Origin of the sequence: Micromonospora sp. NPDC050200, assembly GCF_040656135.1 — a bacterium.
In the GTDB taxonomy this organism is placed as follows: domain Bacteria; phylum Actinomycetota; class Actinomycetes; order Mycobacteriales; family Micromonosporaceae; genus Micromonospora.
Window position 1 is genome coordinate 217,108 of the sequence record NZ_JBFALG010000001.1, and the last position, 20,811, is coordinate 237,918.

Below are 20,811 nucleotides of genomic sequence, written 5' to 3' on the forward strand. Positions count from 1 at the left end.
TCCGCAAACGCCGCAAGCGCCTCCATGTTGCCGCCAGCCCACGCCCGTATCTGCGGGGTCTTGTTCGCCGACAGGTTGTCCAGGATCACGTAGATCGGGGCGCCGTCCGGGCGGGCGGCGCGGATCGACCTGAGCGCGGCCAGGCTGTGGGCACCGCGTTTGCGGCGGCGCATCACGCCCCGGAGTGCCCGGCGACACGGAAAGTGTTTGGTTACTTACCCGGGACTTTCCGCTGTGGCCGGGCGGCGGCAAGATGAGATCGTGATCAATCGACAGCAACATTTTGCCGCCCTCGTCGTCAGTGCCGCGCGCAGTGCGGTTGCCCAGTACGCCCCGGAGGAACTCGAGGTGTTCGACGGGGTGGCCGCCGGCTGGCAGGAGCGGACGGCGAAGGCCGTCCGGCAACCGGCGGGCCCGGGCAGCGCGGTCGGTTTCGGCATCGACTCCACGCTTGTCAGCGAGTTGTTCCTGCAGGCGGTCGCCGCCGCCGCCAGCGAGGTGCTCGTTCTCGGCGTGACCGGGATTGGTGCCGAGATCCGCGCCGGCTGGCGGCGGCGCCGCGCCCCGGATCGGGCGCCGACCGGGTCGACCGAGTCGGCGGGTGTCATGGCATCACCAGATGCCGTGGAGGTGGCCGACGCGCTGAGGCCGGCAATCGGGGCGGGTGACCGGCCTTCGACTGTGAGCCGGCTCGGGTTGACCGAGCCGCAGGCGGCGAAGCTCCACCAAGCGTGTCGCCGGCACGCTCTCGCGCTGGGCCTCCCTTCGGAGGCGGCGGAGTTGCTGGCCGATGCCACGGTCGGTGCGATGGTCGTCCCAGGCGAACGGTGACCCGCCCGGCAGGCGCGACGGAGGCGTACCGCGACGGGTCGCCGTACCGGCTGGCCTGGTTGTATCTGCTGGTGGTCGCGGCGCTGGTCGGGGTCGGGATCAGCGCGGGAGATCTCTTCTTCCTGGCCGACCGGTCGTTGAGCATGCCCTGGGCGCTCGCTCTCAACGCCTGCGACCGGGCATTCGCGGTGACCACCGCGAATCCGGCCCCACCCGGGTTCACCGACTGCATGGCCGACCCGGCCCGACACCGTGGGTTTGTCATGCTCGGTGCGGTGTGCGTCGTGCTGGCTGGCGCGGCCGCGTTGCTGCTGTTGGTGCCGTCGGTCGACCTGTGGCGACTGCGCCGGCACCGGGGCAGGTTCACCGTCCCGGGAGCGGCGGCCCGATTCGCCACGTTCTGCGACGACAACGAGTTGTTCGGCCGGAACCGGCCGCGCCTGCTCATCGCCGGTCCGCCGGTCCGGCAGGCGTTCACCATCGGTGTCATCGGCCGGCGGCCCATCGTCGTACTCCCGGCGGCGGTCGCCGTGGCATACCGCGACCCGGTCCGGTTCGACCCGGTCGTCCAGCACGAACTCGCCCACGTGCGGGCCCGCGACGTGACCTGGGTGGCGGCGGTACGTGGACTGGTCTGGCTGCCCGTGCCCGCCGTCGCCGTCGGTGTTCTGCTGGAGGTCGGCTCCATCGGACCGAACGCGATCATCGGCGGTGCGCTGCTGCGGGCCCTCCTGCTGGCTGGTCTGGTCGCGGTGCTCGCGGCCGCACTGCTGCGGGTACGCGAGCGCGAGGCGGACCTGCACGCGGCGCGGACCGGCCAGGCTGAGGCCCTGACCGCGCTGCTGCGCGACGCGAGCGTTCGACAGGCACCGGCCGGCAACCGGGGGACGGCCGCGCTGCGCCGCCTGTTCGCCCGCCATCCGTCGCCGCCGGAACGGGTCAGGTCGTTACGACATCCGGACGGCCAGCGCAACGGTGATCTGGCGCAGGGGATCGCTCTCGGCGCGGTGACCGTGGCGACGATGGTCGCCGTCCACGACCTCACCCGTGAGCTGCATTTCTCCGCACAGGGCTGGCTGCCCGCGCTGGTCGATGTCTGGGTCGGTGCCGGGCTGCTCGCCGGTGGACTCATGCCGTCGCTGATCCGGCGGGCGGAATCGGCCCGTCGAACCGGGGTTCCGGTCAGATGGTGGCGACCGATCACCGGTACGGCGATCGGCCTCTTCGCGGTCGCGTTCGGCACGGCGTGGTTCCAACTGCCTGGTGGGCTGGGGTTCTACCTGCACCCGGGGACGGCCGGGAGTCTGCTGCGGGGCGTCGCGACCGCCGCGCTGGGGGTGGGCGCGGTCGGTCTCTGCGTGATCCTCGCGATGGCGCTGGTCGACGTGGAGCCGTCGGCGGGCCCCATGGATATCCGATGGCGGTACGCCGGTTACGCGACGGCGATCAGCGCCACAGCCGCCGTGCTGTGGCCGCTGCCGGTGCTCGCCTCGGTATTGACCGATCCGGTCGCTCTCCGGGCCTGGCTGGTCTACGTGCTGCCCCGTACCGCCTGGCTACTGCCCGCGCTCGCGCTGCCGGTGCTGATCGCGCTGCGGTCCCGTCCGGCCGGACCCGGCACCCTGCGGCGGGTGGCCCGGTCGGTAGAGGCGAGAGTGGTCGCGCTCGTCGTGCTCGTCTGTGGTGGTGGCGCGGTCCTGCACACCCAGCTCAATCCGCCAGCCACGCTGGATGAGGCGGTGCGCGCGGCACAGGCCCGCTGGCTGCTCTGCGCCCTCGCCGGGATGGTCGTCCTGCTCGTGACCGCGACCAAGCCGGGTCCGCGGAGCCTCGCCCGGTCGGTGCTCGCCGCCGGTGCGGCGACCGGCTTGACCGCCGGTCTCCAGTACACGCACGCGGCCGCGGCCGGGCTTTCCGCCGATGCGCTGGCGTTCCGACTGTCCGTTGGGACACCGCTGGTCTGGCTGCTGTACCTGGCCGCACTCAGTTCGCCCGTCCTCCTGCTCCGTCCGGTGCACGACGTACGGCCAACCCGAATGGCGCTGCCGGCGATGGTGCCGACGGCGGCGGTGTTGACCGTGGTGGTGCTGGGGCCGGGAGTGCCCGGCAGCTACGCGCCCCTGCCGGGAACGGCCGGAAGCGCCGCCGTTCCGTCGGCTCCGACCCGACTCGGCGCGGACCGGCCGGCCCCCGGCGGACAAGCGGTGACCGCCGGCCCGGCGACCACGAGCCCGCCGGCCGTCGGTGCCATCCCCGCCGGCGGTCGCCGGCTTACCACCGCCGAGGCTCGCGGTGCCGCGCAGGCAGCCCGGCCGGCGCTGCCGAAGTCCTGGGTGCCCCGGGAGATCGTTGCCGGTGGCGAGGCCCGGATCGAGCCGGCCACCTGCCGGCCGCTGGCCCGGGACGCCTACCTCGATGTGCTCAAACCCGGAATTCGGGCCAGGGCCGAAGCCGGGTACGGCACGCCGCGCAGCCAGGTCGGCATCGTGTCGACCACCATGGACGTGACCGTCACCTCGTACGCCGAACCGGTGCCCGACGCGATGTTCGCGGCCGCGGACGCGGCGCGCGGCGCCTGCCGGCAGTTCACCGGCGGCAGCGGGCCGGTCGTGCGGTTCACGGTCGGCGCCAAGCCGGCACCGCTGCTCGGTGAGCAGTCCTGGCGCGTCGACTACGCACTCTCGTCAGGCAGCGGCCGGAACAGGATCACCGGTACGACGGCTTTCGTCCTCGTCCGGGTGGGCCACAACCTTGTCACGGTCGCCGTGACCGCGGTGATGGAGCCGCTGGACGAACGGACCGTCACCGGCGCGCTGACCGCCGTCGTACGCGCCCTCGATCAGCCCTGAGCTGCCCGAACGGGCGACCTGACCGCGTACACCGACGAGCAGTTGGCCGAGCTGGACCGGCGGGTTTCCGAGGAGGTCATCCGCCGTCTGGGCAGGCCGAGGAATCCAACCAGATGTGCGCGTTCTGGGCCGGGAGGCGCCCCGACACGACACGCCGGATCGCGACCGGTTTTCGTACTGGCGTGGCCGTGGCACCATACCGGTGTCGTCCGTCGCATTGGCGCGGCTCGTCAAAGATTCGGTGAGGTCACAATGGCCGGGCTGACAGGGGGCAGCGATGCCAGGTACCACGCCGCTGAGATCGCATGACCCACGCACGGCGGGGCACTACGAGCTGATCGGGCGGACGCGGCCCCACAGCAGGGCAACGAGGCAGCCACCGCGCCGATGCCGTCGCACCCGGCGCCCGGTCCCCCTCCCCTGGGGTATGCGGCCAGGCCAACCCTGCCCGGCATCCCCGAGCACGCGGTGGTCACGCGCGTGGCCGGCCGCCCGACGCGGCTCACGAACAGCGAGCCCGCAGTCCCGGTCCGGCGGGACCGCTGGTCGCATCGGCTCCGCCGGGAGTACGGGGACCCCCGGGGCGCCTCGATCGCAGCCTTTCTCGGTGCCGTCGGCATGGCGTCCGGCTACATCGCGTCGACCGCGGTCGGCGCCGCGGCACTCACTGGCGTGGTGACCTTCGTCGTGGCGTACGTCGTCCGCCTGCTGGTCGCCACCGCGCTGGCCCCAAGCGCCGAGACGAACCCCGGGGAGACATCGACGGCCGGCCAGGCCACGACCGCGCTCCGGTCCGGTTCCTGATCACGAACACGATCCGGTCGGTCCGCACCGCGGTCGGCCGGGCATGGCTGATGTCGACACCGTCAGCCGACACCCTGGAGGACCAATGGTTTCAGGTCGACCGACTGCCCGGCCGTGGTTGCCGTACGCCGCAGCCATCGTGGCCGGAGTCGCGGTCGTCGCGGCGTCCTACCTGATCGTCCGGCCGGCGGCGGACGTCGGGTGCACGCCGCTGGAGGTCAGCTCGTCGATTGAGAAGGACGTACTGCTCGGCGAGCTGGCCGAGCGATACAACAAGGGCAATCGGCGGTTTGGTGGCCGCTGCGCCGCCGTGACCGTGCATGGCCTCGCCTCCGGTGCGGCGACGGACGCGCTGGCCGGCGATTGGGCCGTCAAGCAGCCCAACCTCCCACGACCGCAGGTGTGGATGCCGACGTCGACTCTGTGGACCGGGCAGTTGAAGTTGCTGGACAAGGCCGCCGGGCGCCCAGCGCAGACCTCCGGCCCGTACCCGTCGGTCGCGAACAGCCCGCTGGTCATCGCCATGCCGCGGCCGAAGGGAGAGCTGCTCCAACGGCAGGGTCAGCTCGGCTGGGGCGAGATCCTGGGCTCGTCCGGGCGGGCGGGCTGGGCCACCTTCGGTCGCCCCGAGTGGGGACGGTTCGCGTTCGGCAAGGTCAACCCGAACCTGTCCACCTCCGGGCTGGCGGCCATCATCGCGACGTACTACGCGGCCATCAACCGGGCCAGCGACCTCACCGAGAGCGACCTGGCGAATCCGAGGGTGACCCAGTTCGTCCGCCGCATCGAAGCCAACGTGTCCCACTACAGCGACGACGTGGTGGACCTGCTGAAGAACCTCGCCGAGGCGGACCTGTCCGGCGCCGGCACGCGGGCCCCGACCGACATGAGCGCGATCGTGACGCAGGAGGAGTTGGTCTACCAGTACAACGAGGGGGAGCTGAGTCCGACCCGGGGCGAGAAGCCCAAGGTCCCGCTGGTCGCGGTGTATCCGAAGGAGGGAACGTTCAACCTCGACCACCCGTACGTGGTCCTCCCCTCGGCCAGCCCGGAGCAGCGTGACGCCGCTGCCGACTTTCTGGCGTTCCTCCAGGAGCCGCCACAACAGCGGAGCTTCAGCCTGCTCGGGTTCCGCGACCACGAGCGGAACGCGTCCGGCCCGCTGGTCGCCTCCGTCGGCGGGCGCGGGGCAGCCCCGGACCTCACCTACTTCGACCCGCCAGACCCGACCGTGGTCAAGGCGATCCTCACCGGCTGGGGCACGCTGCGCAAGAAGGCGAACATCCTCGTCGCCGTTGACACGTCCGGTTCCATGAAACGCCAAGTCGGTGACCGGAGCAGGTTCCAGGTAGCGACCACGGCCGCCGCCAAAGGCTTCGGCCTGTTGAACTCCGAGGACCAGGTCGCGCTCTGGTCGTTCTCCTCCGAGACCCCACAGCGGCCGAATTCGCCCTACAGCGAAGAGGTCCGACTGGCGGCGTTCGACCAGAAGGCCCTCACCAATAAGATCAACAATCTCCATGTCGAAGGCGGCACCGCTTTGTACGCCACCGTACGGGCGGCACACCGTCACATGCTCGACCACTATGACCAGTCCCGGATCAACGCGGTGGTCGTACTGACAGACGGCAAGAACGAGTACAACAAGGACAACAAGCTCGCCCGGCTACTTCAGGATGTCGCGCTGGATCCGGAGCGGCCGGTCAAGATTTTCTGCATCGCCTTCGACGAGCAGTCCGATTTTATGACCCTGGACCGGATCGCCAAAGCGTCCGCGGGCAAAGCGTTCGACGCCCGCGACCCGGCGAAGATCGACGACGCGTTCGTCAAGCTGGTCAGTAGTTTTTAGTGCCTCGTCATGCAGCCTTGAACGGGTAATCCGGGTGCCGGATCTTAACCCGTGGATGCGGCCGCGGATGTCGCGACCGAGGGTTGCGGACGCCTTTGGCGGGATCCTGGGCGCCGTCGAGGAAGTGCCGGCGGTGGATGAAGCGGTCCCAGTGCAGACGGGTGTCTCCCGTGGTCTTGGACATGGCAACGCCAGGGGTGGCGGCAGCGGGACGGTGACGGTCGCTTCGACGGCGGGTATCGGCCTCACCCTGCCATCGCGAGCATGTCGAGAGCTGCGAAGAACGCCATCGACCGGCCGGGGCGGATGACCTGTTCGAGGAGCACGACGCCGATCCGGTCAGCGACGTCGCACTCTGCTTCGATCGTCGTGCGGACGGGGCCGTACCGGCGGGAGGAGGAGCGCGCTGAGGCGAGGACCACCTGGTCTCGGCGGAGCTTGGCCTGACGTGAGCTTGTGTGGACGACCTCGTACGTGCGTCCCTGAAGCGTCCATGTGGTGCCGGCATTGCGTCGGCGGCAGGGCGCTTTCCTGCCGTTCACGAACTCGAACCGTTCACCGCTGGTCAGCGTGACCGTGACGGTGTCGGCCTGGAAGGCCAGAACCCGTGATCGGGGCGGCCACGCCGCTTTCTCTGCGCCACGGCGAGGTTCCACGATCGCGAGCCCAGCACCCCGCTCATCGAGCAACCGCGGCCGGCGCGCGTCCTCCGCGTCGAACGAGTATCCAAAGCTCAGGGGTCCCACCACACGCGAATCAGTCACGCACTCATTCAAGCAAACGGGTGGCAGGGCGCCATGGGCAGCGGCCTCCATCGGCTGCACCCATCGGTTCACTACACAGCCGAGACAGTCACGAGGATGACCTGGAAGGTGTCGCCGGGTCGCAGACGCAGCTCGTAGTTGACGCGCAGACCGGTGGAGGTGCCGTCGATGTTGAACCCTGCATCGCCCGTTTCCACGTTCGTGTGCGCTGCTTCGCGACGTACGCCGACTGCACGGGCACTCATCCGCCGCAGCGGAGATCGAAGCGCTGCTGACCCATCTCGGCCGGCTGAGCGAGGCAACGAGCTGACGCGGTACGCGTGGTGCCCCGTGATGGCCAGGTAGGAGCGTACTCCGTTCGGCTCGGCATCACGCAGCGTGGAGGAGGCGGCGATGATGAGTGATGGTTCGCAGGTCGTCGACCTGACGCTGTGGGCAGTCGGGCCGGACCTGTGCTACAGCGCAGTCGGCTTGTCCCACCAACGGTGAGACAAGCCGACCTGCCTACCTGGATATCGGTCAGAAGTTGAGCGTGTAGAGCAGGCGGTTGGGGGAACCGCTGCCCGGCGAGGACACCACACCAGTGGTGGCGTTGCTGTTGATGGCCGCCGCCACCGTCGCCGGCGACGCCGACGGGTTGTTGGCCAGATAGAGCGCGGCCGCGCCCGCCACATGCGGCGTCGCCATCGACGTGCCGCTGATTGTGTTGTTACTGGTGTCGTTGGAGTTCCAGGCCGACGTGATGCTCACGCCCGGAGCGAACAGGTCAACGCAGGTACCGTAGTTCCCCCACGACGCCTTTTTGTCGGTGTTATCGGTCGCCGAGACCGTGATCGCCTCGAGCACCCGCGCCGGCGACGACTTGCACGCGTCCTGCGCCAGGCCAATGATGTTGCCGTTGCCCGCTGCGATCGCGTAGGTCACGCCCGCCGCGATCGACCTTTTTACCGCATTGTCCAGCGTGGTGTCCGCACCACCGCCGAGTGACATGTTCGCCACCATCGGCTGGCTCGGGTTGCTGTTCTTCTGGGCGGTCACCCAGTCGACGCCGGCCACGACGCCGGAGGTGGTGCCGCTGCCACTGCAGGTGAGCACCTTGACGGCGATGAGCTGCACGTTCTTGGCCACACCATAGGATGCGCCACCGATGGTGCCAGCCACATGCGTGCCGTGCCCGTTGCAGTCGGTGTTGTTACCGTCTCCGGCCGTGTTCGTACCCCAGGCCGCCCGGCCACCGAAGTCGCTGTGCGTGACCTGGATGCCGGTGTCGATGATGTACGCCTTGACGTTGCCCGCCGCTGTGTTGTAGGTGTAGGAGTTGCTCAGCGGCCGGTTCCGTTGGTCGATACGGTCCAGACCCCACGACGGCGGATTGGTCTGGGTCGCGGTGATGGTGAACATGCCGTCCTGCTGCACGTATGCCACTCGCGGGTCCGCGGCGAGCCTGCGTGCCTGCTGCTCCGACATGCGGCTGGCAAAGCCCTTCAGCGCGCTGCGGTACTGGTGGGTCACCGACGCGCCGTGCTCCCGGGCCACGGCGGCCACCTGGTCGCCCGCCCCTTCCTTGAGCACGACGATGTAGCTGCCGGCTACCGATGCCCCGGTAGCGGCCCTGACCGTTCCCTCGGCTGGAGCGGCGTTCGCCGCCGCGCCAACGCCGACCGCGGCGGCCGAAACCACCGCGACGAACCCGACTGCCAGGAACCTCCTGGCACGTACGGAAGTAGACATGCACTTCCTCCTCCCCGCGCCCTTGTGGGGCACCGGTTTCCGATCGCCCGTTCGGCTGAGCGTTGGGAGCAAGTTAGCTGATGGACGTGTGGAGCGAAAGACCAACTTCACTGGGCTTTCGTCTACCGTCGCACGTGGATTCACGATGTGAAGAGTCGGCCCTGGCCCGGTGATGTCCGTTGTGGAGTCGGCGCGAGTTCGATGCTGTCGAGGATAATAATCTTTGCGATCAGCCCAGGAGTGCTGCCCCGGAGCTGATGCTCAAGTCTGATTTGACCCGTAACGCCCACCCCGGCCGAACTCGCCGCGCGGGCGCATCACACCCACGCCGGGACCGCCGGGCGGGCCGTCCACCGCCCGGCGGTCTCAGCCGGCGACGTGGTGCTGGTACGCCCAGATGACCAGGTGGACCCGGTCCCGCAGGCCCAGCTTCCCGAGGATCCGGGCGACGTGCACCTTGACCGTCCCGGGCGAGAGGAACAGCTCGTCGGCGGCCTCGGCGTTGGTCAGACCCCGGACGACGGCGCGCAGCACGTCGCGCTCGCGCGCGGTCAGCGGGCCGAGCGGGTCGCCGCCGCCGTCGACGGGCAGCCCGGCGGCCACGTGGTCCAGCAGCCGCCGGGTGGTGGTCGGCGCGATGACGGCGTCGCCCCGGTACACGGTGCGGATCGCGGCGAGCAGCTCGTCCGCCGGGGCGTCCTTCAGCAGGAACCCGCTGGCGCCGGCCCGCAGCGCGGCGAACGCGTACTCGTCGAGGTCGAACGTGGTCAACACCAGCACCCGGGGCACCGGCGCGGGCCGCTCGAGCAGGGCGCGGGTGGCGGCGACGCCGTCGAGCCGGGGCATCCGCACGTCCATCAGCACCACGTCGGCCGGCGTACGGGCGAGCGCGTCCAGGGCCTGCGCGCCGTCGTCGGCCTCGCCCACCACGGTGAGGTCGGGCTGGGCGTCGATGAGCATCACGCAGCCCTGCCGGACGAGCCGCTGGTCGTCGACGACGAACACTCGGATGGTCACGCGGTGGCCGCCTGGTCCGGGTACGGCAGTTCGGCCTCGACCGCGAACCCGCCCGCGGGCCGGGCGCCGGCCGTGACCGCCCCACCGGCTGCGGCGAACCGCTCCCGCATGCCGAGCAGCCCGGCGCCCTCCCCCGCGGTACCGCCGCGGCCGTCGTCGCGCACCGACAGCCGCACCCGGTCGGGGTCCCAGCGCAGCTCCACGGTCGCGCGGGTCGGCCGGTCGGCGTGCCGGAGGGTGTTCGTGAGCCCCTCCTGTACTGCCCGGACCAGCGCCAGCTCGCCGAGCGCCCCGACCGCGCGCGGCTCGCCCGAGGTTTGGTAAGTGACGTCGAGCCCGGCGGCGCGCACCGTGTCCAGCACCCGCGGCAGGTCCGCGAGGGCGGGCGCGGGCGTCGGGTCCTCGGCGCCGGGGGCGCGCAGCACCCCGAGCAGCGCCCGGAGGTCGGTCAGCGCCGAGCGTCCCGCGTCCTCGATGGTGCCGAGCACCCCGGTGGCGCGGTCCGGCTCGGCCACGACCAGGTACCGGCCGCCCCGCGCCTGGCTGACGATCACCGCGAGGGAGTGCGCGACCACGTCGTGCATCTCCCGGGCGATCCGGGTCCGCTCGGCGGTCGCCGCCGCCCGCCGCCGGGACCGGTCCCGGGCGTCGGCGAGCGCGCGCTCGGCCCGACGGTACCGGCCGAGGCTGGCGGCGGCCAGCACCACGGCGACCAGCAGCCCGGCGACCAGCGGCAGGCTCGGTCGCCAGCCGGCGGCGGTGACGCTCGGGTCGGTGGCGAACCGCGTCGCGGCGATCCCGGCGCCCAGCACGCCGGCCGCGACGCCCGCGACCGCCGCCCGCCGGGGCGCGTACCCGACGAGCGAGTACACCGCGAGCGGGAACGCGGCCACCGACGGCAGCACCAGCAGCAGCCCGGTCGCGGCCAGCTGGGCGACAAAACCGGCGGACACCACCGCGAACGACAACACCGGGCGGGTACACCGCCACAGCAGCCCGCCATGCGCCGCGAGCACCCCGCCGGCGAGCAGGGCGGCGGCCGGCCCGGGCAGCGACAGCACCGCCATCGCCACCGAGGCCGCGGCGACCGGTACCCCGGCCGCGGCCAGCCACGTCTCGCCCCGGGACACCCGCACCGCCCGACCCTAAGTTAGTCCAGCCTCAGGGGCCGCGATCTTCGTGCGCGGCTGCGGTACCTGGTGGTCGGTTAGGCCGACCCGTGGGCAGGCAGGTCGAGTAGGTCACGGGCGCCCTGCCGGAGCAGGGCCGCGGCGACGGAGGTCCCGAGGGTGATCGGATCCGCCGCCCACTCGTGCACGTCGAGCACGGTCTTGCCGTCGAGGCTGATCACCCGTGCCCGCAGGCCGAGGCGTCCGTCAGGCTCGGTGCGTGCGAGCGCAGCGATTGGGGAATGGCAGCTGCCCTGCAGGATATGCAGCATGGTCCGTTCGGCCATGGTCTCCTGCTGGGCCCGCGGGTCGCTGAGGCTGGCGGCCAGGTCACGGGTGCTGGTGTCGTCTTCCCGGCATTGCAGGACCAGGGTGCCGGAGCCGACGGCAGGGACCATCGTGTCGACGTCGATCGGATGGGTGATCCGGGCGGCCTGCCCGATCCGCTGCAGCCCGGAGACCGCGAGCAGCAGCGCGTCGTACTTGTCGCCGGTGTCGAGCTTGGCCAGCCGGCTGTTCGCGTTGCCGCGGATGGCCACTGGCGCCAGGTGCGGCCAGTGCAGGGCCAGCTGCGCGACCCGTCGCACTGCGGAGGTGCCGATCCGGGTACCGGCGGGCAGTTGCTCGATCCGCAGGCCGGCCGGGTGCACGAGGCAGTCCCGGACGTCGTCGCGGGCCAGGTAGGCGGCCATCACCGTCCCGGCTGGTGCCGGCCGGTCCCCGGGGACGTCCTTGACGCAGTGCACGACCAGGTCGACGTCCCCGGCGAGCAGGGCGGCGTCCACCTCCTTGGTGAACGCTCCCTTGCCGCCCAGCGCGGCCATGTCGCCTTGCCAGCGGTCCCCGCTGGTGGACATCGACATCACTTCCACGGTGACGTCGGGGTGCCGGTCGGCGAGCATCGCGCGGACCCGCTCGACTTGGGCCAGCGCCATCGGGGAGTTGCGGGTACCGATGCGCAGCAGGCGGGAGTCGGACATACCGGCGAGGGTAGTCCGCTAGATACGGGCGCCGACGAGCAGCCCGGATGCCCAGTCCATAACCACCGGCCGGATCCCTCGTTCGAACTTGTCCCGGCCAGCGGTCGTGGCGCGTGCTCTTGGAGGCGCGAGATCGCATAACGCACTGACATCGACACGTCCGGACGCCTTGCCCGGTCGCCGCTAGCTACGCCCCGTGACGCGCGGTCGGCGGCATGAGCGGTGCGCGGCGCGTTGTCACAAACCGATGGTCGGTAGCTCAATGCCGCGCCGACGATGGCCTGGGGTGATGTGTTGACCAGCTCCGGCCTCGATCCGACAGAGGGTTCTAATCCCTGCCCGTCCGTTTCGGCTTGACCATTTTGTCCCTCGCTGGTGGGGGTGGGTTGGTCGCGTGTCGCTGCGAGCGCGCCGGGTCTCCGGAGTGGTCTTTCTGCTGTTAGGGGCCCGGGGGTGAGGGTCAGGTGGTCATCAGGGTTGACGCGGCGAAGGCGAGCACGTGCACCTGCTGGTCAACTTCCCGCCCAAGGTGGCCGTGTCGAAGCTGGTCAACAGCCTCAAGGGCGTGTCATCGCGGCGGATGCGGCAGGAGTTCCCCGACCTTGTACGCCACTACCACCGGGCCAACAGGCTGTGGTCGGCCTCGTACTTCGCCGGCTCCGTCGACGGCACACCCTTGACCGCCCCGCGCCAGTACATCGAGCAGCAGAACCACCCGGTTCAAGGCACTGCTCGGGCCTTGGCGGCCCTCCCAGCGCGGGCATTCACCCCCACCCTGAAGGGCGGAGCACTGGCCCGCAACCGGGTAGCACGTCGAGCCATTGCGGGTGGTGCGAGCCGGGCACGCCACGGATCCGGTTGATGTTGGTGGCGACGATCGCGTACCGCCAGCCGGTGCGTTCTTCCAGGTCGGTGAGCTTGTTACGGTGCCGGGCAGCCGGTCTGGTGCGTCGGACGATCAGCCGTTCGTTGTTGGTGACGCGGATTTTTCGTTGCTCCTGGCCGGACCACCTTCGGCGCAGTAGGTACACGAAGCCGGGCAGGATGATCTTGTACCCCGAGATGGAGCAGGTCGGGCCGTTGCGGTAGCCGTGAGTACGGTTCGAGACGGTCGTCCGCACGTGGTTCCCAGGACGAACTGCTCAGCGGCTTCACCCCGGCCGAACGCGACGAGTTCGCCGCCCTGCTACGCCGCCTGGTCGACGTACCGCCGCCGTCTGCCTGACCCGCGCCGACCGCCTCCCGAACGGACACCGCAGGGAACCCTCATCCGGCACTAAGACCCCGCTCATGGCCCCTTCCTACCGTGCAGCCGACGGCGACAGCACCGCCCGTCGCCCTCCCACGAGCAGGAACGGGGTGCTCATGCAGCCGCCACCGCCGGCCACCACCGACGCCTGGCTGGCCTGCGCCGTACCCCGGCCGGCCGCCTGGCTACGCCTGGTCTGCCTGCCGCACGCCGGCGCCGGGGCCGGCACCTTCCGGCCGTGGGCCGCGCTGCTCGGCGAGCAGGTGGAGGTGTGGAGCGCGCAGCTTCCCGGCCGGGAGCGGCGGCTCGCCGAGCCCCCGCTGACCACCATGGCCGAGCTGGCGCCCCCGCTGCTGGACGCCGTCACCGCGCGGGTCCGCCCGCCGTTCGCCATCTTCGGGCACAGCATGGGTGGCCTGATCGGGTACGAACTGGCCCGCCGGCTGGTCGCCCGGGGCGGCCCCGTGCCGCAGCGGCTGGTGGTCTCCGCGGCCCGGCCGCCGCACCGCGCCGCCCGTACCGGCGAGGCGCACGCGCTCGACGACGCCGCGCTCGACGACTGGCTGGGCGGGCTCGGCGGGGTGCCCGAGGAGGTGCTCGCCGACGCGGCGCTGCTGGAACTGATCCTGCCGACGGTCCGCGCCGACCTGTCGGTGGTCGCCTCCTACCGGCCGGTGGCGCCGGAGCCGCTGCCCTGCCCGGTCGACGCGGTCGCCGCCGCCGACGACCCGCTGGTCGACCCGGACGAGGTGGCCGGCTGGGCCGCCTGCACCACCGCCGACTTCTCGCTGACCGTCGTCCCCGGCGGCCACCTCTACCTGCACGACTCGCCACCCCCGCTGACCCGCCTGCTGGGCGGCGGTCCGGCGGTCCCGGCCGGGCCGGGCGCCGTCGACCGCACGTACGCCGAAGGGGCCACCCGATGACCCAGAACCTGCACCCGGACCTCGCCGACCTCACTCCCGAGCAGCAGGAGCTGCTCGCCCTGCGGCTACGTCGGGCCCGCACCCAGCGCCCCGATCCCGGCCCGCTGCCGCCCTCCTTCACCCAGGAACAGCTGTGGTTCCTCGACCGGCTGGAACCGGGCACCCCGGTCTACAACGTGCCGTTCGCGGAACGGATCACCGGCCCGCTCGACGTGCCGGCCCTGCACCGGGCGGTCAACGCGGTCGTCGCCCGGCACGACGCGCTGCGGGTGGTGTTCACCGAGACCGGCGACGGGGTGGCCCAGCGGGTGCGCGACACCCTGGAGCTCCCGCTGCCCGTGGTCGACCTGCGGGAGCTGCCCGACGCCGAGCGGGCGGCGGCACAGCAGCGGGAGGTCACCGCGCACGGGGCCGTCTCCTTCGACCTGACCACCGGCCCGCTGCTCGCGGTGCGCGTGCTCGCCCTCGCCGACACCGAACACCTGCTGCTGGTCACCGCGCACCACATCGTCTTCGACGCCTGGTCGGCCGGGGTTTTCACCGACGAGGTGGTCCGCTGGTACGGCGAGTTCGCCGGGGGCGTACCGGCGGAACTGCCGGGGCTGCCCACCCGTTTCGTTGACCACGTGGCGGCGCGGCGGCGACCGGACGCGGTGCGCGCCGTCAACGGCCACCTCGCGTACTGGCGGGAACGGCTGGCCGGGGCGCCGCCCCGCTCCACCCTGCCGCCGGACCACCCGCGCCCGCCGGTGCAGACGCACCGCGGCGCGCGGAGGGCCTTCACCGTGGACGCCGACACCACCGCCGCCCTCGGCGCGCTCGCCCGGTCCGCCGGCGCCACCGTCAACGCGGTGACGCTGGCCGCGCTGGCCGCCCTGCTGCGCCAGGCCACCGGGCAGGACGACGTACTGCTCGGCATGCCCGCCGCCGGCCGGGCGAGCACCGACCTGGAGCCGCTGATCGGCTGCTTCGCCAACATGCTGGTGCTCCGGGTGGACGTCTCCGGCGACCCCACCGTCCGCGACCTGGTGCGGCGCACCCACCGCACGGTCAGCGAGGCTTACGCGCACCAGGAGGCGCCGTACGCGCGAGTGGTGGAGGAGGTTCGCCCGCCCCGCGACCCGAGCGTCAACCCGCTGTTCCAGGTGATGGCGACCGTGACCGACGGCGGCGAGGAGCGGCGGGTCGCGGGCGGCGCCACGTTCACCCCGGTCGCGACGGAGAACGGGCTCACCGACTTCGACCTGTTCCTCAGCCTGACCCGGCGCGGCGGGCGGATCGAGGGGGCCGTCGACTACAACGCCGACCTCTACCTGGACGAGACGATCGCCCGGACCGTCGGCCGGCTGCCGGAGCTGCTGGCGGCGATGGCCGCGGCGCCCGACCGGCCCCTCTCCGCGGCCGCCGGGCTGCGCCGGCACCGGCTCGCCCTGGCCGCCACGTTCACCGTCGACCCGCTGCGCGACCCGGTGCGGTTCTGGCTGGACTTCCTGCGGGTGCCGGCCGCCGTCGAGCTGGTCGGCTACGGCCAGCTCGTCGCACACCTGCTGGCCGGCGCGGACGCCGACGCCACGGTTTGCCTGCTGCGCTGGGAGGACTGGCTGCGCCGGCAGGACCCGGCGGACGCCGAGGCGCTGCTCGACGCCGCGATGACCGACCTGGAGACGACGGTCGGGGCGTACCGGGGGCGGACGGCGGCACCGCTGCTGCTGGTCGTCTGCCCCGGTACGCCCGGCGGCCCGGCCGCCGCGCTGACCGGGCGGCTCGACGACCGGCTCGCCGTGCTCGCCGCCCGCACCCCCGGCGTGTACGTCGTCTGGGCGGCCGACCACGCAACGACCTACCCGGTCGGCGGGCTACTCGACGGGCGCGCCGACGAGCTGGGCCATGTCCCGTACACCGCCGAGTACTTCGCCGCCCTGGGCACGGTGATCGTCCGGGAGCTGCACCGGCTGGCCGGGCAGCCCCGGCGGACCGTGCTGGTCGACGCCGAGCGGCTGCCGATGGACCTGGTGGCCGCGGCGCTGCCCGGGCACCAGGTGCGCGGCTGCCCGCCCGGGAAGCTGTCGGCCGCCGCCGCGACGGCCGGCGACCCGGCGACGGTGGTGCTGCTCGACCCCGACCCGGCGGCGGTGGCGGCGCTGCGCCGGGAACACCCGCAAACGCTCGCGCTGGCCGTCCCCGAGGGCGGGGCGGAGCTGCGCGAACTGCTCGCCCACCTGTGGCCGCTGGACCCGCCGGCCGACGGGCCGGCCCGGGTGCCGGCGCTGGCCGCGCCGATCGGGTCGGAGCGGGCGGCGTACCTGGCCGAGCGGCTGAGCACGGCGGCGGCGGTGGCCGAGCGGAGCCGCCCCGTCCCGGTCCCGGGCGCCGGGGACGGCCCGGACGACGAACCGGTCCCGCCGCGCACCCCCACCGAGGATCGGCTCAGCCGCCTCTGGGCCACCGCGCTCGGCGTCGAGACGGTCGGCGTCACCAGCGACTTCTTCGGCCTCGGTGGACACTCGCTGCTCGCCACCCACCTGCTGTCCCAGGTGCAGGCGGAGTTCGGCCGGGAGGTGTCGCTCTACACGCTGTTCACCCATCCCACGGTGGCCGGCCTGGCCACCGTGCTGGACGCCGAACCGGAGGCCGGCAACCCGGCCCCGCTCGCCCCCGCGCCGCCCGGTACCCCCGCCGTCGCCTCGTCGGCGCAGGCCCGGCTCTGGGCGCTGGACCAGCTCGGCGACAACGTGGTGCGGCACAACACCACCGCCGCCGTGGAGTTGCGCGGCGACCTCGTCGAGGACGCGCTGCGGGCGGCGCTGCGGGACGTGGTCACCCGGCACGAGGTGCTGCGCACCACCTTCCGGGACCGGCGCGGCGAGCCGGAGCCGGTGGTCCACGACCACCTCGACCCCTGGCTGGAACCACTGGACCTGGCAAACGTGCCGGCGGCGAAGCAGGCCCGGACGCTGCGCCGGGCGGTCACCGGGCTCGCCGCGCACCGCTACGACCTGGCCACCGGGCCACTCCTGGTGGCCCGCCTGGTCCGGCTCCCCGACCGGCGCCACCAACTGCTGCTGGGCATGCACCACATCGTCTGCGACAACACCTCGTGGAGCGTGCTGCTGACCGAACTGGCCGCCGGGTACGCCCGCCGGGTCACCGGGGTCGGCGACCCGCTGCCGCCGCTGCCCGTACAGTTCACCGACTACGCCCGCCACCAGCGCGACTGGCTGGCCTCCCCGGCGGTGGAGCCGCACCTGGCCTACTGGCGGGAGCGGCTGGCCGACGCGCCGCCGCTGCTGGAGCTGCCCACCGACCACCCCCGCCCGGAGGAACGCTCCGACGTGGCCGGCTACCAGTCCCGCCGGCTGCCGGCCGGGCTCGGCACGGCGGTCCGCGAGCTGGCCCGCGCCGACGGGGTCACCCCGTTCGCCGTGCTGCTGGCCGGGTTCGCCGCCCTGCTGCACCGGGAGAGCGGGCAGGCCGACCTGGTGCTCGGGGTGCCCACCGCCGGGCGGGAGCGGGCCGAGCTGGCCCCGCTGGTGGGCTGCTTCGCCGACCTGCTGCCGCTGCGGGTGGAGGTGGCCGGCCGGCCCACCTTCCGGCAGCTCGTCGCCCGGGCCTACCGGGTCGCCCGGGACGCCTACCAGCATCAGGGGCTGCCGTTCGGGACCATCGTGGAGGCGCTGCGGCTGCCCCGGCAGGCCGCGTACCACCCGCTGTTCCAGTGCGTGCTGAACGTCATCGACCTGCCGGACGACCTGCCGGAGTTCCCTGGCCTGGACGCCAGCCCGGTGGAGGTGCCCAGCGTCGGGGTCGACTTCGACCTCTTCCTCAGCCTCACCTGGCAGGACGAGGAGCTGCACGCCGACCTGGCGTACAGCGCGGACCTGTTCACCCCGGAACGGATGACAACGCTGCTGACCGGGCTCGGTCAGGTGCTCGACGAGGGGTTGCGCCGCCCGGACGCCCCGCTCGGCGGGGAACGCCGGGACGCCCCGGTGACCGCCCGTCGGACGCCCGAACGGACGGCCCCCCGGCTGGTGGTCGGCGGCACCCTCGACGTCGCCGGGCTGCCCGCCGTGGTGCGGTTCTGGACCGAGCTGCTCGGCCTGCCGCACCGCTGCGCGGCGCTGCCCGCCGGTCCGCTGCTGCGGCTGCTGCGCGACCCGGCCACGGCCGGGCTGGCCACCTCGGCACGGGACCACAACACCCTCCTGCTGCGCTGGGAGGACCGGCTCCCCGCCGGCCCGCTCGGCACGGCGACGGTGAGGTTGCGCGACTACCTCGCCGAACTGGAGGTCGCGCTGGACCGCTACCGCCGGCGCAGCGCCGCCCCGCTGACCCTGCTCGTCGCGCCCGCCTCGGCCGGGTTCCGGAGCCGACCCTGGGCGGGGATCTTCACCGAGCTGACCGGCCGGCTGCGCGACGGCCAGGCCGGCCGGTCCGGGGTGGAGGTGCTGTCGCTCGACGCCTGGGCCCGGCGCTACCAGGTGCCCCCGTCCGGCGACGACGGCGACGAGCTGACCGTGGTCACCGGCACGGTGCTGCTGCGGCGGGCGCTGCGGCACCGGGCGGTCGGCCGGCTGGTCGTACCGCCCGGGCCGGCGGAGCGGCAGGCGGAGCTGGCGCGGCTGCTCGCGGCGCAGGCCCACGCCGGGCGCCGGGTGCTGCTCACCGCGGCGCCCGCCGGCCCGGAACTCGCCGCGCTGGTCACCGCCGGCCTGATCGGGTACGACGAGGAGCCGGCCGCCCCGGACGAGCGCACCCTGCTGGTGCACCCGGACCCGGCGGGCGCGGCCGAACTGGCCGCCCGGCACCCCGCCGCGGTGGTGCTCGGCTGCGACCCGGAGCGCGGGCCGGTCGACCTGCTGCGCGGCCTGTGGCTGCTGGACGGCCCGGCGACCGACCCGGGCGGCCCGGCCGATCCGCTGTCGGCCGACCTGCTCGCCGAGGTCGCCACCGAACTGGCCGACGCGACCGCCGTACGGGCCGCCGTCACGGGCGGCTACCGGCGCCGGGCCGACCGGGCCGCCGCCCAGCCCCGCACCGAGCGGGAACGGCAACTCCTCGCCATCTGGTCCGACCTGCTGCGCGCCGGTCAGCTCGGCATCCACGACGACTTCTTCGCTGCCGGCGGGGACTCGCTGCTGGCCATGCAACTCGTCGCCCGGTGTGCCGAGGCGGGCATCGAGGTGACCCCCCGGCAACTGGTCCGCCACCCCACCGTCGCCGAACTCGCCGGCAGCCTCGGCGCGGCCGTCCGGGTCGACACCGAGCAGGGCGTCGTCACCGGCGACGCGCCCCTGACCGGGGCGCAGCGCTGGTTCACCGACATCGTCGGCGCCAGCATGGCCCGGCCGTCGCTGTTCAACCACCCGTACTACCTCCAGCTCGCCCGGCAGCTCCCGGCCGACCTGCTCGGCGAGGCGGTCCGGCTGCTGGTCGCCCAGCACGACGCGCTGCGGCTGCGGTTCACCCGGCTGCCGGACGGGGGCTGGCGGCAGCACCACGCCGACCCGGCCGACGCGGTGCCCTTCACCAGCCACGACCTCACCGGCACCCCGGTTGTCGAGCGGGAGGCGGCGGCCGAGTCGCTGGCCGCGGCCACCCAGACCGGCCTGGACCTCACCGCCGGCCCGCTGGTCCGGGTGGCGCACCTGCGGCTCGGCCCGGAACTGCCCGACCGGCTGCTCATCGTCGCCCACCACCTGGTCGTCGACGCGGTCTCCCGGGGTCTCCTCCTGGCCGACCTGGAAACCCTCTGCGGGCAGCTCGACCGGGGCGAACCGCCGGCGCTGGCGACGAAGAGCACCTCCTACCGGGCCTGGGCACACCGGCTCGCCGCCCACGCCGGCTCGGACGAGCTGCGCGCCGAGCTGCCGTACTGGCTGGCGCAGGCCGACGACGGCACGCTGGCCCGGCTGGCCGACGTGCCGGGCACCGGGCCGACCCGCCTCGGCGACCTGGGGCTGGCCTCCACCGTCCTGGACGAGCCGGCCACCCGGGGGCTGCACGCCGCCGCCCGCCGGCTGCGCACCAGCGTGCGGGACCTGCTGGTCTGGGCGGTGGCGGCCACCGTCGGCGAACGCACCGGCGGCGCGGTCACCGTGGCCACCACCGGGCACGGCCGGGAACCGCTCTTCGACGACGTCGACACCTCCCGGACCAGCGGCTGGTTCCAGGTGCTCTACCCGGTGCGGCTGGAACTGCCGAAGACCGCCGACCCGGCCCGGGCGGTCCGCTCGGTGATCCGGCAACTCGGCCGGGTGCCGCACAACGGCATCGGCTACGGGCTGCTGCGCCACCTCTGCCCCGACGGGGAGGTCCGCGACCGGCTCGCCGGGGTGCCGGCGCCGGCCGTCGCCGTCAACTACATGGGCGGCTTCGGCTTCGACGACGTCTCCCCCGCCAACCAGCTCTTCGAGGTCTGCCCGGCCCCCTTCGGCCCGACGGAGGACCCCACCGGGCACTGGCCCTTCCCGTTCGACGTGACCGGCTCGCTGACCGGCGCCGCGCTCCGCGTCGATCTCAGCTACGCCACCCCGGCCTTCCGGCCGGAAACCGCTGATCACCTGCTCGACGGCATCCGGACCAGGCTGCTGCGCCTGGCCGGGGACCACGGGCAACCGCCACGGCAGTAGGAGGATCCCC

At 73.1% G+C, this 20,811-nt stretch carries 12 protein-coding genes and 2 pseudogenes; 7 read left to right on the forward strand and 7 right to left on the reverse strand.

Features of this window, described 5'->3' with window-relative positions; all coding sequences use genetic code 11:
• Positions 1-35: 35 nt before the first annotated feature.
• A pseudogene (locus AB0I41_RS00930) lies at positions 36-185 on the reverse strand (IS630 family transposase); the annotation flags it as partial.
• 49 nt (positions 186-234) lie between these two features.
• Here AB0I41_RS00930 and AB0I41_RS00935 point away from each other — a divergent pair.
• From AB0I41_RS00935 to AB0I41_RS00950, 4 genes are all read left to right on the forward strand, one after another.
• Positions 235-831 carry a hypothetical protein gene (locus AB0I41_RS00935; RefSeq protein ID WP_357100198.1) on the forward strand — a complete coding sequence of 199 codons (597 nt, stop codon included), beginning with the start codon at positions 235-237 and terminating at the stop codon, positions 829-831.
• Positions 828-3,680: a M48 family metalloprotease gene (locus AB0I41_RS00940; protein ID WP_357100201.1), complete on the forward strand. Its 2,853-nt coding sequence runs from the start codon at positions 828-830 to the stop codon at positions 3,678-3,680. The genes AB0I41_RS00935 and AB0I41_RS00940 overlap by 4 nt, the downstream gene beginning before the upstream one ends.
• 468 nt (positions 3,681-4,148) lie before the next feature.
• Entirely contained in the window at positions 4,149-4,484 is a 336-nt protein-coding gene (locus AB0I41_RS00945; RefSeq protein ID WP_357100204.1) for a hypothetical protein, read from the forward strand.
• 139 nt (positions 4,485-4,623) lie between these two features.
• Positions 4,624-6,333, forward strand: coding sequence for an extracellular solute-binding protein (locus tag AB0I41_RS00950; RefSeq protein ID WP_357100207.1), 1,710 nt, complete (start codon positions 4,624-4,626; stop codon positions 6,331-6,333).
• Between the two features lie 245 nt (positions 6,334-6,578).
• On the opposite strand, the gene AB0I41_RS00955 is transcribed toward AB0I41_RS00950, so the two are convergent.
• The 6 genes from AB0I41_RS00955 to hemC form a co-directional block, all read right to left on the reverse strand.
• Entirely contained in the window at positions 6,579-7,097 is a 519-nt protein-coding gene (locus AB0I41_RS00955) for a hypothetical protein (protein WP_357100210.1), read from the reverse strand.
• Between the two features lie 71 nt (positions 7,098-7,168).
• Positions 7,169-7,342 (reverse strand): hypothetical protein, encoded by a 174-nt coding sequence (locus AB0I41_RS00960; RefSeq protein ID WP_357100213.1) that lies wholly within the window; start codon positions 7,340-7,342, stop codon positions 7,169-7,171.
• Between the two features lie 274 nt (positions 7,343-7,616).
• Complete coding sequence (locus AB0I41_RS00965; RefSeq protein ID WP_357100215.1) at positions 7,617-8,828, reverse strand: S8 family peptidase; 1,212 nt, start codon at positions 8,826-8,828, stop codon at positions 7,617-7,619.
• Positions 8,829-9,194: 366 nt separating this feature from the next.
• Entirely contained in the window at positions 9,195-9,845 is a 651-nt protein-coding gene (locus AB0I41_RS00970; RefSeq protein ID WP_357100218.1) for a response regulator transcription factor, read from the reverse strand.
• Positions 9,842-10,981 carry a histidine kinase gene (locus tag AB0I41_RS00975; RefSeq protein ID WP_357100221.1) on the reverse strand — a complete coding sequence of 380 codons (1,140 nt, stop codon included), beginning with the start codon at positions 10,979-10,981 and terminating at the stop codon, positions 9,842-9,844. The genes AB0I41_RS00970 and AB0I41_RS00975 overlap by 4 nt, the downstream gene beginning before the upstream one ends.
• Positions 10,982-11,052: 71 nt before the next feature.
• Positions 11,053-11,994, reverse strand: coding sequence for a hydroxymethylbilane synthase (gene hemC / locus AB0I41_RS00980; RefSeq protein ID WP_357100224.1), 942 nt, complete (start codon positions 11,992-11,994; stop codon positions 11,053-11,055).
• Positions 11,995-12,478: 484 nt separating this feature from the next.
• On the opposite strand from hemC, the pseudogene tnpA reads away from it, so the two are divergent.
• The 3 genes and pseudogenes from tnpA to AB0I41_RS00995 form a co-directional block, all read left to right on the forward strand.
• A pseudogene (gene tnpA / locus AB0I41_RS00985) lies at positions 12,479-12,703 on the forward strand (IS200/IS605 family transposase); the annotation flags it as partial.
• A gap of 656 nt (positions 12,704-13,359) precedes the next feature.
• On the forward strand, positions 13,360-14,169 hold the full coding sequence (locus tag AB0I41_RS00990; RefSeq protein ID WP_357100523.1) for an alpha/beta fold hydrolase: 810 nt from the start codon (positions 13,360-13,362) through the stop codon (positions 14,167-14,169).
• Positions 14,166-20,801, forward strand: a complete 6,636-nt coding sequence (locus tag AB0I41_RS00995) for a condensation domain-containing protein (RefSeq protein WP_357100227.1) — start codon at positions 14,166-14,168, stop codon at positions 20,799-20,801. The genes AB0I41_RS00990 and AB0I41_RS00995 overlap by 4 nt, the downstream gene beginning before the upstream one ends.
• Positions 20,802-20,811: the final 10 nt, after the last annotated feature.